Source organism: Pedobacter soli (assembly GCF_900101435.1).
GTDB lineage: Bacteria > Bacteroidota > Bacteroidia > Sphingobacteriales > Sphingobacteriaceae > Pedobacter > Pedobacter soli.
This window is the reverse complement of the sequence record NZ_FMZH01000003.1, coordinates 275,198-291,571: the sequence shown is the minus strand read 5'-3', so window position 1 is coordinate 291,571 and position 16,374 is coordinate 275,198. Positions and strand designations below refer to the sequence as shown.

The window sequence follows — 16,374 nt, the reverse complement described above, 5'->3', positions numbered from 1 at the left end:
ATTTATAAATGATAAAGAGATGAAAAGATATTTAACAATAATCATATTGGGGGCTGTAAGCTTAGTTTACAGCTCTTGCAAAAAGCAGTCGTTTGATTATCCGGAAGGCTACGTGGGTATTTCTAAAATAACTGTTTTCCCGACATTAACAATGAAAGGTGATAAGTATGTAGCAGTAGCTAAAGGTGCAACTTATACTGATGCCGGAGCTACTGCAGTAGCAGGAACAAGTACTATCGAAGTAAAAACTACAGGTTTACCCAATACGGCAACTGCAGGTGTTTATTTAATCACCTACTCGGCTACTAATACAGATGGCTTTTCTGCAACTGCTACCAGATCAGTTGTAGTTTATGATACCAAAGCTGATGCTGTAGCTAACGATTTTTCTGGCAACTACCTTCGGGCTGCTACCGGAACAATCACTAAATGGACAAAATTGGCTCCCGGCGCTTATTTGGTTAATAATCCTGGCGGTGCAGCAACGGGTACTACAGTAAACGTTATTGCAATAAACCCTACAGGTAGTACCATTGATATTCCTCAGCAGAACACAGACAGCGGGCCATGGGGATCAAATACGGAAAGTAAAGATCTGATTACTGGCAATTATTCTTGGGCAGTTGAAAATCCTGGTTATGGTACAGCAGTAAGAACCTTTGTTAAACAATAAATAATAAAACGATGAAAAAATATTTTTATATACTAACACTTTTTGTACTAAGCATCTCTGCTTGTAAAAAAGAAGAGCCGGTTGGTGGTACTGCGGTACAGGACCTATCTGGTGAATGGTGGGTACAGATTGATGGGACTGGTGCTTATTATGGGATTTCGACCTATAACACTGCTGATAATTCTTCATCTCAAATGTGGTTGAATCTTACTAATTTTTGGTCTACTTCGGCTACCCAGACTGTTTTTGGAAAGGTAAACGTAAATGTAGATAACAAGACCCTTACTGGGCAAAATATAGCCAATGCAGGTACCTATCCCGGAGGGATAACTTTTACGGTAACTAATGGTAAAATAACACCTAATGGCACTACTGGTCCGGTTTCAAAGGCACCAACAGATGCAATTACACTGGATGTTGAATTTTCTGATGATCCAGGAACCGTTTATCACCTTAAAGGATATCACAGAACCAAATTTGTAGATGACGATCATTAAGCTGGTCGGTAATTTAAATAGACAGCCTTCTGAATTTATTTTCAGGAGGCTGTTTTGTTTTAAGATAAAAACCATTGTAAAGAGGATGTTAAGCAGATTGAAGAATGGGCAGAATACAGAGGTATTATTTAACAATAACTATAAATTATGTATGCTTAATCATGCGAATTTTTCAAACTAAACCACTAGTTTATAGTTTATTATGTGCGTTTAAACGCCATTTAGCCACTTTATAGCATTATTTTGTTTAAAGTGTTAAAAATTGTTAAAATAAATTTGGTGTTAACCGTAACTAACTCTATTTTAGCGATTAAATAATCATTAACTAACCTATTTTCAAATTATGAAAAAACTTCTACAAAGTTTGTTCATTCTTGTGCTTTGCGCATTTTCTGCGTTTGCTCAAGAAAGAACAGTAACTGGTACAGTGACATCTCAAGAAGATGGACTTCCCATACCAGGAGCATCAGTAAGGGTAAAAGAAATCCCTAATTTAGGCGCTCAAACCGGCGCAAGCGGAAAATTCTCGCTAAAAGTTCCTGCTAATGGAAAAACAATTGTGGTAACCTTTTTAGGTTACGGATCGAAAGAGTTCGTTATCCCGGCAAGTAATGTTGTAAATGCTGTTTTACAATCGGATGTAACTTCTTTAAATGAAGTTGTGGTTACAGCAGGGGGTATTACTATTCAGCGTCGTCAGCAAGGTAACCAATCTACTACGGTAAAAGCTGAAGAGTTAACTCAGGGTAAAGCTTTTAACGTAGCGAGTGCCTTAACCGGTAAAGTTGCTGGTTTACAGGTAAACGCTGTAAGTAGTGGTGTTAACCCAAGTGTACGTTTAGTTTTACGTGGTAACCGCTCATTATTAGGTAACAACCAGGCTTTGGTTGTTGTTGATAACGTAATTGTACCTAGTGATATCTTAGGGAACTTAAACCCAGAGGATATTGAAAACATCGAGGTATTAAATGGTGCTGGTGCTGCTGCTCTTTACGGATCAGACGCGTCTAACGGTGCATTAATTATCCAAACCAAAAAAGGTAAAAGAGGATCTTCTACAATTAATGTGAGCCACACTACAAACGTTGAGCAGGTAAGCTTCTTACCTCAATTACAAGAGCGTTTTGGTTCTGGTACAGGTAACGATGATGTGCCAAGCTATACACCGTTCGAAAATCAGCAATATGGTCCGGCTTTTGATGGTGTTGTTCGCCCGATTGGTAAGCCTTTAGCTGATGGTTCGATTCAATCTGTACCTTATTCATTTAATGCAGATGAAAACAAAAATGCTTTCTGGGAGACAGGTTATTCAAATCAAACTGATTTTAATGTTTCTTCTGGCGACGATAAAGGAACTTATTATTTTTCTGGTCAGTATTTTGATCAAAAAAGTACCGTGCCAGGCGATAAATATAACAGGTTTACTATGCGTGTTAATGGTGAGCGCAATTTAGGTAACAATGTTACTTTTAGTTTCAATGCCAACTACGTTCAAAACCGTTACAACCAATCAAGCGCCATTGCTACGGTTTTTGATAACGTTTTACAATCACCTGGTCAGATTCCTTTAACCAGATATAGTGATTATAAAAACGATCCATTCTCTACTCCTGATGGATATTATAACGAATACTACCAAAACCCTTACTTTGCATTAGGCAATAACAGAAGTCTAAGCCGTAACGATTATTTAACCGGTAACGTGCAGTTAAAGTGGTACCCAATTAAAGAATTGTCTTTATTGGTTAGAGCGAGTTTATCAAACCGTAGTTTCGCCAACAAATCTACAACCGATAAATTTACTTACTCGGATTACAGATTAGCAGAAACACCAAACTTCTCAAATGTTGTTGGTTCGGTAAGTGAGTCTTCAGGTTTTAATACTCAAATTAACCCCGAGTTCATTGCTCAATACATTAAAAAACTATCTAAAGATTTTACATTAAATGTAATTGCTGGTGGTACAATCAGACAGAATACATATAAAACTGTGAATGTTAATACTAATGGAGGTTTGGCTCAAGGCGGCTTCTTTAACATTAACAATGGTTTAGGTAATTCAGGTGCTTCAGAAGCGGATTATAAAGCCAGACAAATTGGTCTTTATGGAGATTTACGTTTAGGTTTCAGAGACTATTTATACTTACACGTAACTGGTAGAAATGACTGGAGATCGATCTTATCTGCTGAAAACAGATCTTTCTTCTATCCATCGGCAGATATTTCGTTTATTGCTTCTGATGCTATTCCGGCAATAAAAAACTCTAAAGTAATTGAATCTTTAAAAATCAGAGGTGGTGTGTCTAAAGTGGGTAACGTAAACTTAGGTAACAGCTCTAACTTTGGTGCATATTCGTTATTGCCAACTTTCGGATCAGCTTATGGTTACCCTTTCAACGGTATCCCTGGATATACATTGGGTAATAGAATTGTATCAGCAAATATTAAACCTGAGATGACCTTGGCTTATGAAGGTGGTGTTGATTTTGCTTTATTTAAATCAAGAATTACAGGAGCGTTTACTTATTATAACACAAGCACAACCGATCAGACGGTGCCTATTGATGTGGCAACTTCAACGGGCTTTAGTTCATTTTTAACAAATACAGGTGAAGTTACTAACAAAGGTGTCGAAACATCTCTTCGTTTAGTTCCAGTTAAAAATGCTGTAAATGGATTGGAAATTTCTGTGGGTGCTAACTATACTTACAATCAAAATAAAGTTACTTCAATTGGTAATGGTTTGAGCCAAATTTCATTATCGGGCTCTGCAACCACTGGTTTGGGCGTTTGGGCTATTGAAGGTCAATCTTTCCCATCTTTGAAAGGTTCTGATTATGTTAGAGATCCGCAAGGAAGAATTATTGTAGATCGTATTACTGGTTTTCCTAGCGTTACTACAGGTACTTTCGTATTAGGTAACACCGAACCAAAACACCGTTTAGGTTTAGATGCTGCGGCTTCATTTAAAGGTTTCCGCCTGGCTGCTTTATTTGAATACAGAGGTGGTTTTGTTATGGCACAAAGTTCTGGCAGCTATGATTTTTCTGGAGCTGGTATCAGAACAACCTATTTTAACCGTGAACGTTTTGTTGTTCCAAACTCTTCTTATTTAGATCCGGCTACTAACACTTATGTTGAAAATACCAACATTACCACAAGAACCGGAGGGGTAGATTTCTGGACTAACGGACCAACCAATACTGCCGTTGGTACTAACTATGTTTACTCTGCAGCATTCTGGAAACTAAGAGAGCTTTCTTTGGGATATGATATTCCTAGATCTGTTCTTGGAAATTTAAAATATGTAAAAGCAGCACGTATTAGTGTACAAGGCAGAAACCTATTTATCTGGACACCTAAAACAAACATCTACACAGACCCAGAATACAGTTCTGCTGGTTCTGATAATAATGGTATCGGTATTGTTAACTTAGGCCAAACACCTCCGGCAAGATTCTACGGAGCGACATTATCATTAACATTTTAACATACATTAATATGAAAAAGATTATAAACCTTTTATTGATAGGTGCTGTTGCAGTTGGGGTTTCTTCCTGCAAAAAGTACCTTGATATAAATACAAATACAAATAATGCTACTACGGCTACTCCAGCGCTTGTTTTACCACAGGCAATTGTTGGTACAGCTTCTATTACGCAATCATTAAACAGTGCATACTACTTTCCTGGTGGTTTTGCCGCTAACATTTACGGGGTTGGTGGTTATGGATCTGGTGTAACTTATGCCTATACTGCAGGAAGTTTTGTAACCGGATTTTCGTCATCTTACGATAATGCAACGGATTACCAATATGTAATTGATAATACAGCAGCTACGCCAGGTTTGGCTTATTCTACTGCAATAGCCAGAATTATGAAAGCTTATGTTTTTGCTAAGGTTGTTGATCAGTACAATGATGTACCTTACAGTGAAGCATTAAAAGGTAATTCGGTTTTGGCGCCGAAATACGATAAAGCTGAAGATATTTACAAAGATTTAGTTGCGCAATTAACAGCCTCTATTAATGCAATTACCACTGCCCAGGCGGGAACAACCGCAAATAAGGTATTGGCGAGTGCAGATCCATTATTTAAAGGTGATATGAATTTATGGAAAAAATTTGCCAACACGCTTAAATTAAGGTTGTTAATTAAAATGGCTGGTGTAACAGCATTACAGTCTTACACAACTACTGAATTTGCCGCTTTAAATACAACAGTTGGATTTTTGACTACTGATGCATTGGTTAATCCTGGTTATGTTAAGGCAATAAATTCACAAGGTATTAGTCAACAAAACCCTAACTATGGTAGTTTGGCTTTCGGTACTGATAATGCTAGATCGCAAGGTCAAGCGATTCCAACAAGATGGATATTCTCATTTTATAATGGTACAAAACTTTCTGACCCGGGACGTGGTGGTGTAATTTTCAGAGGATTCCCTAGTACAGCTGTTAACCAGTTGGGCGAGGAGAATACGGTTTCTTCTCAGGTTCCTCCAGCAGGATCTACTTCATGGTTTACCGGTGTTGATGCAAATACCCCAGGATTGGGAGTTGCCAAAGGACCTTCTCAAGGTCAATCGTTAATGTTAGCTTCAGAAAGTTATTTTTTACAAGCTGAGGCTTATGTAAGAGGGTATTTAACAGGCGATGCTAAGACTGCTTTTAATGCTGGTATAACGGCTTCATTCAACTATTTATATCAAAATCAGAGTAATGTTGTTGATGCCAGTAAAAATGTAAATGCAGATGTTACAACCTATTTAACTACGAATAACACAAGCAGATTGGCAAACTTTGATCTTGCCACAAACAACGAGCAAAAGATTGAGGCAATTATTACTCAAAAGTATATTGCGATGAACATGATTCATTGTGACGAAGCATTCAATGAGTTTAAACGCACAACTTATCCTACGATTGTTAACGGATCACAAGATCCACTTTTAACTTTCGCATCTAAACAATCGGTATCTACTCGTCCTGATAAATTGATTGGAAGAGTACTTTACCCTCAATCGGAGTATAACCTGAACCCTACAAATGTTCCTTCAGTTACATTATTTGGTTCTCGTATTTTTTGGGACTTAAATTAATAAAGACATGAAAAAAAATATTTTTAAATCTATAGCGGCTTTACTCGCAATAACCTTTCTAAGCTCTTGCTTAAAGGATGATACGATGATATTGGATCCTGCCAAAGGCCACAATGTTATTGAGTTTGCCAACCCAGCACAGATTGTTCAAAATGGCACTCCGTACCCTTTATATTCGTTTGCGTATGAAGCAGCCAGTACTCCTTCTTTACCAGTTACGGTTAGTTATTCGGGTCCGGAAGCTACAGCACCTCAGGATATTACCGTAAAGGTTGCTGTGGGAGCCGCTTCAAAAATCACGGAATATAATACCGCAACAGGTGGTCATTATGAACTTCTTCAGCCTACAAGCTACACACTTTCGGCAACTGAGGTTGTGATTAAGGCAGGAACAAGTAAGGCAACATTCAATGTTTTATTAAAGCCTTCAACTTTTAATTTTGCTGTTTCGGAAGTGCTACCACTGACCATAACTTCAGCGTCATCTGGCATTATAAGCGGGAACTTCAATACTATTTTATTAAATGTGAGTGCAAAAAATGCTTACGATGGTATTTATGCTATGCAGGCTGGAAGTTTTGTACAACGTTATAGTAATCCTACAACGCCTACAACTGGTGATGCTTTAAATGGTAATACTTCTACTAATCCTGACCTAACTCTTACTACGGTTGGGGCTAATACTGTTCAGATTGGAAACTTAAGATGGGCCGGTGGTTCTTCAGGTGTGGGTGGTATTGATAACCTTCAGGCAACAGTAGATCCGGCTACAAATCTGGTAACGATGAAAGCGTTGGGTAATGCAACACTTGCTATTATTCCTGGATCTGTAAACAAGTATGATCCTGCAACGAAAACATTCACGCTAAACTTTGATTGGAATCAAACGGCTGCAAAAAGGGTTTATTCATTAGTTATTAAATATAAATCATCGCGTTAGAAATTCTAATATTAAGTAAATGCCCTTTGGAGATATCTTCAAAGGGCATTTTTGTTTGTCTAAAATGGGAGATTATTTTGTATATTTAGATAACTAATCAGCTCTGTTATGAATATTTACAAAAACATTTATTTTTCTGCTTTGGCGCTATTTGCTACTGTACAAGTTAGCAATGCCCAGGAACAAAAAACTTCAATTCTTTCTGATCAAACTAAGGTTGTATATGCAATGAATGACTCAAAGAAGTTTGAAGGCACATATTCAGTATTAAAGGATGAGGATAAGGTTTTCTTAAGAGGTGTATATAAAGACAATTCCAGATCAGGAAACTGGTACGCATTTAATAATAATGGTAATGTGTTTTTACGGTATAACTACGATCTTAAAAAGCTCTTGTTTTTAGATACCATTAGTATTAACCGCATTAAAGTTGATATTGCAACAAATGACCCTCTTGTAAAAGAAAAAGCAAGTATACCTGTGCCCATCGCTTCAATTGACCAATATATATCGTTATTGGGTACGGAATTAAGGCGTGTAGTATTAAAAGAAAATAAAAGTGCAGATGGTACATTAGATGCAGATCTGGTAACCAATATCGATCAAAACGGAAAAGCTACTTATGAGGCCCATTATGTTGCAGATGGTATACCGGTTACCAAACGTTTAATTATTGCCGAGAAAGCATTTGATATCGATTGGATACCATCAAGCTATAATGGAAAAAATTATGCATCAGTATTTTCTGTTAAAGCCAGAATCGATTTTGCACAGAAACCAGGAATAAAACAAAGATTTATCTGGGTTTATTAATTTATACACAATTTTTTATATAGCGTGAGCAATGGCTGATAGCCATTGCTTTTTTATTTTATATCAGTCAAAAGTCAAGATTTTGGTCCTTTTAGTGTCAAATTTGTCTTACATAATAATATATCCTATCATTGCGAAATTATTAACTAACATTTTTTTATGAGAAAACTTTTACAAAGTTTGTTCGTATTGTTATTTGTATCGTTTGCGGCATTTGCCCAACAACGAACGATAACTGGTACGGTTACATCAAAAGGAGACGGTTTACCTATTCCAGGGGTAAATGTAAAAATTAAAGGCACAAACAAAGGTGCCGTTACTTCCTCAGCAGGTAAATACATATTAGAGGTAAGCGGGAACAATGTATCCCTTGAGTTTTCTTACCTGGGCTATATTACCCAATCTATCAGTTTAGGTAACGCTAATACAGTAAATATTGCTTTATCTGAGGATAGCAAATCACTTACTGATGTTGTAGTAGTAGGCTATGGAACTCAATCTAAGAGAAATGTAACATCAGCGCGTGTTGGTGTTACCGCCGAAGAGATAAAGGAACAACCTGTTCCTAGTGTTGCACAGGCTTTACAGGGTAGAATGGCCGGTGTACAGATTTCTTCCGGATCAGGCAGACCTGGTGCGCCAATCTCTATTAATATTCGTGGCCGGTCTTCTATCACCGCAGGAAACAACCCATTGTATGTTGTAGACGGTGTAATTTTACCAAGCAACAGTGGTACTACACCTTCATCTGCAGGTGCTGGTATTTCTGCTTTAGCGAATATTAACCCTGAGGATATCTTAACTGTTGACGTGTTGAAAGATGCAGCTTCGGCAGCCATTTATGGTTCGCGCGGATCTAACGGTGTTGTTATCATCACTACAAAAGGTGGAAACAAATCGGGAAAATCGACCATAAATGTTTCGGCTTATACAGGTGCTCAATCACTAACTAAAACCCGCGATCTGCTAAATGCTTCTGAATACAGAACAATGTATAATGAGGCGAGAGTTAACGCTGGTTTAAGTGCCCTGTTTACCCAGGCTCAGATCGACAACCCGACAGCAAATGTAAATTGGTTAGATGAAATTTTGAATCATGATTCAAGAACAAACAATATCCAGCTTTCAATTGCTTCTGGTGCAGGTGAAAAAACACAGTTTTACACTTCATTAAACTATTTTGATCAGGATGGAGCGCTTAGCTTCGGTGGTTTTAAAAGGTATGCATTGAGAACAAATGTTACACATGATATTAATAGCTTTATCAAAATCGGAAGTAATATAGCGCTTTCACGTTCTTACAGACAAGAATCGCCTGTAGATAACAGCATTTACTCTCCTTTCCCCCGTGCTTTGGTAGCCAGACCAGATCAGCCGATCTATAACGCTAACGGTACATTTGCGGCCAACGATTATAATAACCCGGTGCACATGTTCCAGTCTGTAAACTATGTTAATCTTTCTAATATTTTTAACTCAACGTTTGCAGAGTTCAAAATCCTGCCAGAATTAAAATTCAGATCAGCGGTGGGTATCGATTATACTTACCTTGACCAAAGAACCTATAATCCTATAACTTCATTGTCTGGACAAGGATCAAACGGATCGGCATCTTCTGGTTATGTACAAACTGAAAACTATCTTGCCACACAAACATTATCTTATAATAAAAATTTATTTGATAACCGTTTGAACGTTGATGGTACTGCAGTTTACGAATTTCAATGGAATAATCAATCAAACAACCGTGTAGATGGATCAAATTTCCCTTCAGATGCTACACCTTATGTAACTTCTGCAGCACAAATCACTGGTGGTACTGCAAGTTTGACTTATTTCAAAATTGAATCGATGTTGGCCAGGTTAAATTTAGCTTGGGAAGGTAAATATTTATTAGGTGGTTCAATCAGAAGAGATGGTTCATCGAAGATTCCAACTAAAGGAAGATATGGTTATTTTCCATCTGTTTCGGGTGGCTGGATTATCAGTGAAGAAGATTTCTTGAAAAATAACGCAGTAGTTAGTTTCTTGAAATTGAGAGCAAGTTACGGTTCTACCGGTAACCAGGAAGGAATTGGTAACTTTACTTCAAGAAGGCTAATTGGCGGCGGATTTAACTATAATGATACCCCAGGTTTTGCATTAAGCACCATTGGTAGCCCTGATCTTAAATGGGAAACCACTAATCAGTTCGATTTAGGTTTAGAAATAGGCTTGTTAAACAACAGGATTGAAATCAATGCCGATTACTTCAAAAAGAAAACCAAAGACTTATTGTTAAACAGACCAATCCCTAGTACTACTGGTTTTACTACAATTTTGGAAAATATCGGTAGTTTAGAAGGACATGGTTTTGACTTCCAGATCAGCAGTAAAAACCTTGTAGATGAGTTTAAATGGAATACCTCATTAAACATTTCTACCTATAAAAATAAAGTTACAGCATTATATAATGATCAGCCAATTGATGGATCTTTTGCAACAAGAACAGCTGTTGGTCAACCATTAGGCGCATTCTTCTTAATCAAATCTTTAGGCGTTGATAAAAATACCGGAGATATGCTTTATGAAGATATTAATAACTCAGGTACTATTACAGGAGATGATAGACAATTTTTAGGTAACCCTCTTCCGAAATTCTACGGTGGTATCACCAACAATTTCTCATATAAAGGATTTGACCTGAATGTATTCTTCCAATATTCTTATGGCAACGATATCTATAACTTAGGTGCAGAAGGAACTGGTGGTTGGGCAAGTTTAGGAGGTGTTGTATCAGCTTCAGCTCCAGCTACCAACATTTTGCGCGATGTTTATGAGAACAGATGGACACCAACAAATACTGATTCTAAATATCCGAGAGCAGTTGGCGGTACAAGAGGAACTTATAACACTCAGCGCTCGTCGAGGTTCTTAGAAGATGGAAGTTACCTAAGGTTAAAGAATATTACTCTGGGTTACAACCTTCCAAAATCTATTACAACCAAGTTGCATTTATCAAATGTTCGCGTATATGCAACAGGATACAATGTATTGACTTTTACGAAATACACAGGGTTTGATCCGGAGGTTTCTTCAGATTTTACTGTTGGTAATACTGGTGTGGATCAAGGAAGTATTCCTCAGTTTAAATCATACACTTTCGGGATTAATATTGGTTTATAGAAAAAAACAAGATGAGAAATAAAATAATTTTTGCCTTAATGGCTATCGGACTAACTGTTTTCACATCATGTGAAAAACAGCTAGATGTTAATCCCATCGCTTCTTTATCTCCAGAAGTGGTTGGCCCGGCTGAAGCACCAAAATTGCTGAATGGCATTTATGATGCGCTGCAATCCGGAAACACAAGTTACTATTACTTAAGTTATGCTACAGAAGATTTATCGGCAGATAACCTTGTTTACAGGGCAACTTTCTTCCAGCATGGTGAGGTTGATAACAATGCTATTTTAACAAATAATGTTTTGGTGGCAAGGTACTTTATTGGTCCTTTTGCTATTATCCAAAGAGCTAATGATTTGCTTGAAATTTTAAATAGTGGATCAATTCCTGATGCAACCAAGAAACCTCTTTTAACCCAAACCTATTTTTTAAGGGCTTATGCCTACTATAGACTCGTTACACTTTTTGGTCCGGTGCCAATTGTATTTAACAGAGATGTGGTAAAGGTTAAAAGAAATAGTGTTGATGAAGTTTACAATCAGATCATTGCCGATTTAAAAGCTAGTATTGATGCAGGAACTGATTTTAGTGATGCTAAATTTGCCTCAATGCAGGCTTCGAAAGCATTATTGGCTCGCGTTTACCTAATCCGTAAAAACTATGCGTTGGCAAAACAATATGCAGATGAGGTAATTAATTCTGGAAAATTCCAGATCACTTCTGATTATGCTTCTATATTCACAACACCATATGTTTCTACAGAGCATATTTTTAAACTGAATTTTACTGCTACAGAAGCGCAACAATCTTTAGATTATTTCTTACAGCACCCAACTATGCCAGGTGGTGGCCGTGCAGAACTTCCTGTAGACCAAAGTCTGGTAAATGCTTATGAGGCAGGCGATACAAGAAAAGCTGCGTCTATTCAGCAGATTGTGGCTCCTACTGCAAACCCAGGCTGGTATTGTAAAAAATATCAAGATCCTTCTGGTAATGGTGCGTTGCCATTCTCTATCCTTAGGATTTCTGAAATGTATTTAATTTCTGGCGAAGCACAGTTTATGAGTTCTAATAATGGAACTGATGCAGTGGCTTTATCCAGAATCAACGACGTTAGAACGAAAAGAGGTTTAGCTGCTTTAACAACTGTTACCCAGCAGTCGTTTACGCAGGAAAGAAGAGTTGAGCTTGCTTTCGAAGGTACAAGATGGACCGATATGAGAAGAACAGCTTCTCCTACAAATTCAGCTAAATCAATGGCTACCGTATTTTTAGAGGCTAAGGGAAGAACGGCAAATGACGAACTTTATCCGATCCCACAAGATGCGATAACAACAAATGATTTATTATTACCAAATAACCCTGGCTATAATTAATCGCCAACTTCTTAAAAAAAACAGGCCTCAATTGAGGCCTGTTTTTTTTTGCCTTATTTTTTATAATTAACTGCAGTTTATAATCAATTACACCATTAGTTTTTCTAATCCTGTTTTAATCTAATTGTATCTTATTTGTTTAATTATAATTTGCCTGTATAGTATCTTAACTCCTTGTTTATGTGTTTGATGCATATCGGCGCATATTTTTCAATTTTTAGTTCCGGCACTGATTTACAAAGGAAAATTTAATCAAAAAATTTCTTTGTGTAAAATTTGCATTACATGATACTAAGTTTTATATTGAGGTATTATTAACCTAAACTAAAACTAATTCATGAAAAAACTCCTGCAAGAGTTGTTCGTGTTGGGGTATATTGCAACCTGTGCAATTGCCCAATACAGAGCAACTGAAGGCCAAATTGCGGCCAATGAAGTGCCGTAACCATTCCCTCCAACCTACTCAGATTAATCTTATAACTGACTGCTACAGGGCTACCCTGAACGTGAATGACATTTGCTGATTAGCTAATAATTTGCGCCTAATGTACTTTCCGGCTAGTTGTTATAAAACAATGTTGTTTCATTTTAATAAAACAGATAACTACATACCAAAAGCTTTAATCAACTATCATTAATTAAACTAAATTTTTATGAAAAAACTTCTACAAAGTTTGTTCCTCTTGCTGTTTATTGCAGGTTCTGCAATGGCGCAAGACCGAACAATCACAGGGACCGTTATGGCCCAGGAGGATGGCTTACCACTCCCAGGCGTAAGTGTTAAAATTAAAGGTGCAACCGGAGGAACCACAACCGGAGCCGATGGTAAGTATACCATTCGGGTTTCGGGCCGGGCTACAGCGCTAGAGTTCTCGTTTATCGGCTACATCAGTCAAACCAAAGCTGTTGGCGGCGCAACAACAATTAACGTGAATTTAATCAGCGATTCCAAAACATTGTCAGATGTGGTAGTTACGGGTTACACCACGCAGTCTAAAAGAGATGTAACCGGCTCTATTGCGAGTGTAAGTGGCGAGAAATTAAAAAACCTGCCTGTACAAAGTTTCGAACAGGCATTGGCAGGAAAAGCTGCGGGTGTTAACATTATCCAGCCTAACGGGGTATTAAATAATCCACCTGTGTTTAGGGTTCGGGGTTTTAACTCTATCTCGCTGAGTTCCTATCCGCTTATTATTGTTGATGGTATTCCGGTATTCACCGGCGATCAGTCTGCAAATAGTGCAGCGGGTAATGCACTGGGTGATATTAATCCTTCAGATATCGAATCGATTGATATCCTTAAAGATGCAGCATCATCAGCCATTTATGGATCGAGGGCAGCCAACGGCGTAGTTGTAATCACAACTAAAAAAGGAAAACAAGGGGTTACCAAAATCAATTATGAAGGTTGGGTGGGTTCTACAAAGGCACAAAATCTTACACCTTTACTGAATGCGGCAGAATATGTACAAATCAAAAATGAAGCAAGAACGAATATCGGATTAGCACCGGCATTTTTTCTGCAAAACAGATCAGATGGTTCGCAAGTTGAAACCAACTGGTATGATTACGCTTACCGCACGGCAACTGCTCAAAACCATGCCCTCAATTTTTCAGGGGCAAACGAGAAAACTTCTTACTATGTTTCGATCGGGTATTCCAATCAGGATGGTTTTATCCTGGGCAACTCTTTTGAAAGGAAAAACGGCCGGGTAAACCTCGATCACAAATTATTTAAAAACGTAACCATCGGAACTAATTTTTCTTACAGTAATACCTTAAACCGCGCACCTAATACAGGGTCATTACCGGGGCAAACTTTCTCTACCGTTGGTTTAGGCCGTTTAGCCATTGTACTGCCACCAAACGTAGCGGCCTATAATGAAGATGGATCGTACAATATTAATGGCTCTGCTGTAGGCTTAGGTGCCAATACCATTGCCTCTAACTTCCCGAATGCAGCAGTGTTGGTTAATGAAGACCGCAATACTTCAGAAAGTGACCGTTTAATTGCCAACGCCTATGCTTCTATACAAATTGTTAAAGGATTAACGTTTAAAACCACTTATGGCATCGATAACCTGAAGATTGATAATAATTCTTTCGTAAACCGGATTCAGGGTGATGGAGTATCTTACAATGGAGGTGCAACCAGTAACTATGTTAAAAACAGCAGGTGGAACTGGTCTAATACCTTAAATTATTCGAACACTTTTGGCGATCATTCTTTGGGTGCATTAATCGGTGCTGAAGATCAGTATACCAAATCTGATGGATACGGTGCTACCCGCCAAAATGTAATCGATCCTTTTATCAAAGTATATCAGGGAGCTTTCGGTATTATCACGCCGGCAGGTTTGGTTCAGGGTAATAATGCTTTCCGTTCGTACTTTGGAAGCTTAAACTACGATTATAAAAAACGGTACTACTTAAGCGGTTCATTCCGTCGTGATGGTTATTCAGGTTTATCTTCGGGAAATAAGTATGGTAATTTTGGAGGAGCATCAGCAGGTTGGGCAATATCTGAAGAGAATTTTTACAAAAACTCTGGAATTAGCAAGGTGTTAACAAGGGTTAAAATTCGCGGAAGCTATGGTGAGGTAGGAAATATCAACATTGGTAATTATCCATCTTTATTCCTGTATAGCCCAGGCTTGTATGGAGCCGATCCGGCTTTGACCTTTTCACAAGCGGGTAATCCTGATCTGCAATGGGAAACCAGTAAAAAGGCCGATGTGGGTATTAATTTAGAGTTTCTGGGAGGACGTTTCTCTCTTGATGTGGATTATTATCACAATAACATCGATAACCTGGTTCAAAATGCGCCTCAGGCACCATCTAAAGGTGTTCCCGGAAATGCCATAACAACCAATATTGGTAAAATGTATAATAAAGGTTTTGAGTTTACGCTAAATTCGAAAAATATTGATCGGGAAAACTTCTCATGGTCAACAATATTCACTTTCAGTACGCTCAAAAATGAAGTAACTGCCCTAGGTAACAACAACGCCGATGTTTTTGGTGCCACTTCTTTAGAAACAGCCAATATTACCCGGGTAGGTTATCCGATTGGGTCAATTTATACCGTTCAAACTGCAGGGGTTGATCCGGCAACCGGCGAAAGAATCTTTATTAACCGCTTTGGTGAAAAATTAAGATTTAGCTTTCAACGTGCTACCGCTGCCCGTTATCAGTATCTCGAAGGTCCAAACGCCGGAACCAATGCTCCTGCAATTGATGCTTCTTTAGATGCGGTGATAGATGGTCCGTCTATTCCGAAATGGTTTGGTGGTTTAGATAACAATTTCCGTTACAAGGACTTTGACTTAACCATCGGGCTTACATTCTCAGGAGGTAATAAGTTGTATTATGGCTCATTAGCGGGATTGCGCGACCAACGCTTTTGGAATAACGAAAAAGATGTACTGAACAGATGGACAACCCCTGGTCAGGTAACCGATATTCCAAGACTGGTTTATGGCGATAATACTTCAAATGGATCGGCATTTGCACAATCGCAAAATGTTTTCTCCGGAAATTTCTTAAAGGTTCGAAATCTTGCCTTAGGCTATACCCTTCCGAAAGGCCTGTTGAGCAAATATGGCGTTTCTAATATCAGGGTATATGCACAATCGAGTAACCTGTGGATTATATCCAATTATCCTGGTCCTGATCCTGAGGTTTCTGTAAACGGTAACTCTACTGCAACAGGAAACAGTGGAAACCTTGCTCCAGGAGTTGACAGAAATTCAGTTCCTTCAGGCAGAACATTTACTTTCGGTATTAATGTTGGATTTTAAAACTATTGAT

9 protein-coding genes are annotated in these 16,374 nt (G+C 38.1%); all 9 read left to right on the top strand.

What is annotated here, in order from left to right; genetic code table 11:
• Positions 1-19 precede the first annotated feature (19 nt).
• The 9 genes from BLR37_RS08590 (at position 20) to BLR37_RS08550 (ending at position 16,364) form a co-directional block, all read left to right on the top strand.
• On the top strand, positions 20-673 hold the full coding sequence (locus BLR37_RS08590) for an immunoglobulin-like domain-containing protein (RefSeq protein ID WP_090767198.1): 654 nt from the start codon (positions 20-22) through the stop codon (positions 671-673).
• A gap of 11 nt (positions 674-684) precedes the next feature.
• On the top strand, positions 685-1,170 hold the full coding sequence (locus tag BLR37_RS08585; RefSeq protein WP_090767194.1) for a lipid-binding protein: 486 nt from the start codon (positions 685-687) through the stop codon (positions 1,168-1,170).
• A 343-nt stretch (positions 1,171-1,513) separates the two neighbouring features.
• Positions 1,514-4,660, top strand: a complete 3,147-nt coding sequence (locus BLR37_RS08580) for a SusC/RagA family TonB-linked outer membrane protein (RefSeq protein WP_244154624.1) — start codon at positions 1,514-1,516, stop codon at positions 4,658-4,660.
• An 11-nt stretch (positions 4,661-4,671) separates the two neighbouring features.
• Entirely contained in the window at positions 4,672-6,270 is a 1,599-nt protein-coding gene (locus BLR37_RS08575) for a SusD/RagB family nutrient-binding outer membrane lipoprotein (RefSeq protein ID WP_090767191.1), read from the top strand.
• Positions 6,271-6,277: 7 nt separating this feature from the next.
• Positions 6,278-7,210 carry a BT_3987 domain-containing protein gene (locus tag BLR37_RS08570; RefSeq protein WP_090767188.1) on the top strand — a complete coding sequence of 311 codons (933 nt, stop codon included), beginning with the start codon at positions 6,278-6,280 and terminating at the stop codon, positions 7,208-7,210.
• A gap of 108 nt (positions 7,211-7,318) precedes the next feature.
• Positions 7,319-8,023: a hypothetical protein gene (locus BLR37_RS08565; RefSeq protein WP_090767185.1), complete on the top strand. Its 705-nt coding sequence runs from the start codon at positions 7,319-7,321 to the stop codon at positions 8,021-8,023.
• Positions 8,024-8,182: 159 nt separating this feature from the next.
• On the top strand, positions 8,183-11,188 hold the full coding sequence (locus BLR37_RS08560) for a SusC/RagA family TonB-linked outer membrane protein (RefSeq protein WP_090767182.1): 3,006 nt from the start codon (positions 8,183-8,185) through the stop codon (positions 11,186-11,188).
• Positions 11,189-11,199: 11 nt separating this feature from the next.
• On the top strand, positions 11,200-12,564 hold the full coding sequence (locus BLR37_RS08555; RefSeq protein ID WP_090767178.1) for a RagB/SusD family nutrient uptake outer membrane protein: 1,365 nt from the start codon (positions 11,200-11,202) through the stop codon (positions 12,562-12,564).
• A 653-nt stretch (positions 12,565-13,217) separates the two neighbouring features.
• Positions 13,218-16,364 carry a SusC/RagA family TonB-linked outer membrane protein gene (locus tag BLR37_RS08550; protein ID WP_090767175.1) on the top strand — a complete coding sequence of 1,049 codons (3,147 nt, stop codon included), beginning with the start codon at positions 13,218-13,220 and terminating at the stop codon, positions 16,362-16,364.
• Positions 16,365-16,374 lie beyond the last annotated feature (10 nt).

Excerpts from the sequence above, each read along its gene's own strand:
- BLR37_RS08590 (WP_090767198.1), top strand. The coding sequence starts at position 20 with ATGAAAAGATATTTAACAATAATCATATTGGGGGCTGTAAGCTTAGTT.
- BLR37_RS08585 (WP_090767194.1), top strand. The coding sequence starts at position 685 with ATGAAAAAATATTTTTATATACTAACACTTTTTGTACTAAGCATCTCT.
- BLR37_RS08580 (WP_244154624.1), top strand. The coding sequence starts at position 1,514 with ATGAAAAAACTTCTACAAAGTTTGTTCATTCTTGTGCTTTGCGCATTT.
- BLR37_RS08575 (WP_090767191.1), top strand. The coding sequence starts at position 4,672 with ATGAAAAAGATTATAAACCTTTTATTGATAGGTGCTGTTGCAGTTGGG.
- BLR37_RS08570 (WP_090767188.1), top strand. The coding sequence starts at position 6,278 with ATGAAAAAAAATATTTTTAAATCTATAGCGGCTTTACTCGCAATAACC.
- BLR37_RS08565 (WP_090767185.1), top strand. The coding sequence starts at position 7,319 with ATGAATATTTACAAAAACATTTATTTTTCTGCTTTGGCGCTATTTGCT.
- BLR37_RS08560 (WP_090767182.1), top strand. The coding sequence starts at position 8,183 with ATGAGAAAACTTTTACAAAGTTTGTTCGTATTGTTATTTGTATCGTTT.
- BLR37_RS08555 (WP_090767178.1), top strand. The coding sequence starts at position 11,200 with ATGAGAAATAAAATAATTTTTGCCTTAATGGCTATCGGACTAACTGTT.
- BLR37_RS08550 (WP_090767175.1), top strand. The coding sequence starts at position 13,218 with ATGAAAAAACTTCTACAAAGTTTGTTCCTCTTGCTGTTTATTGCAGGT.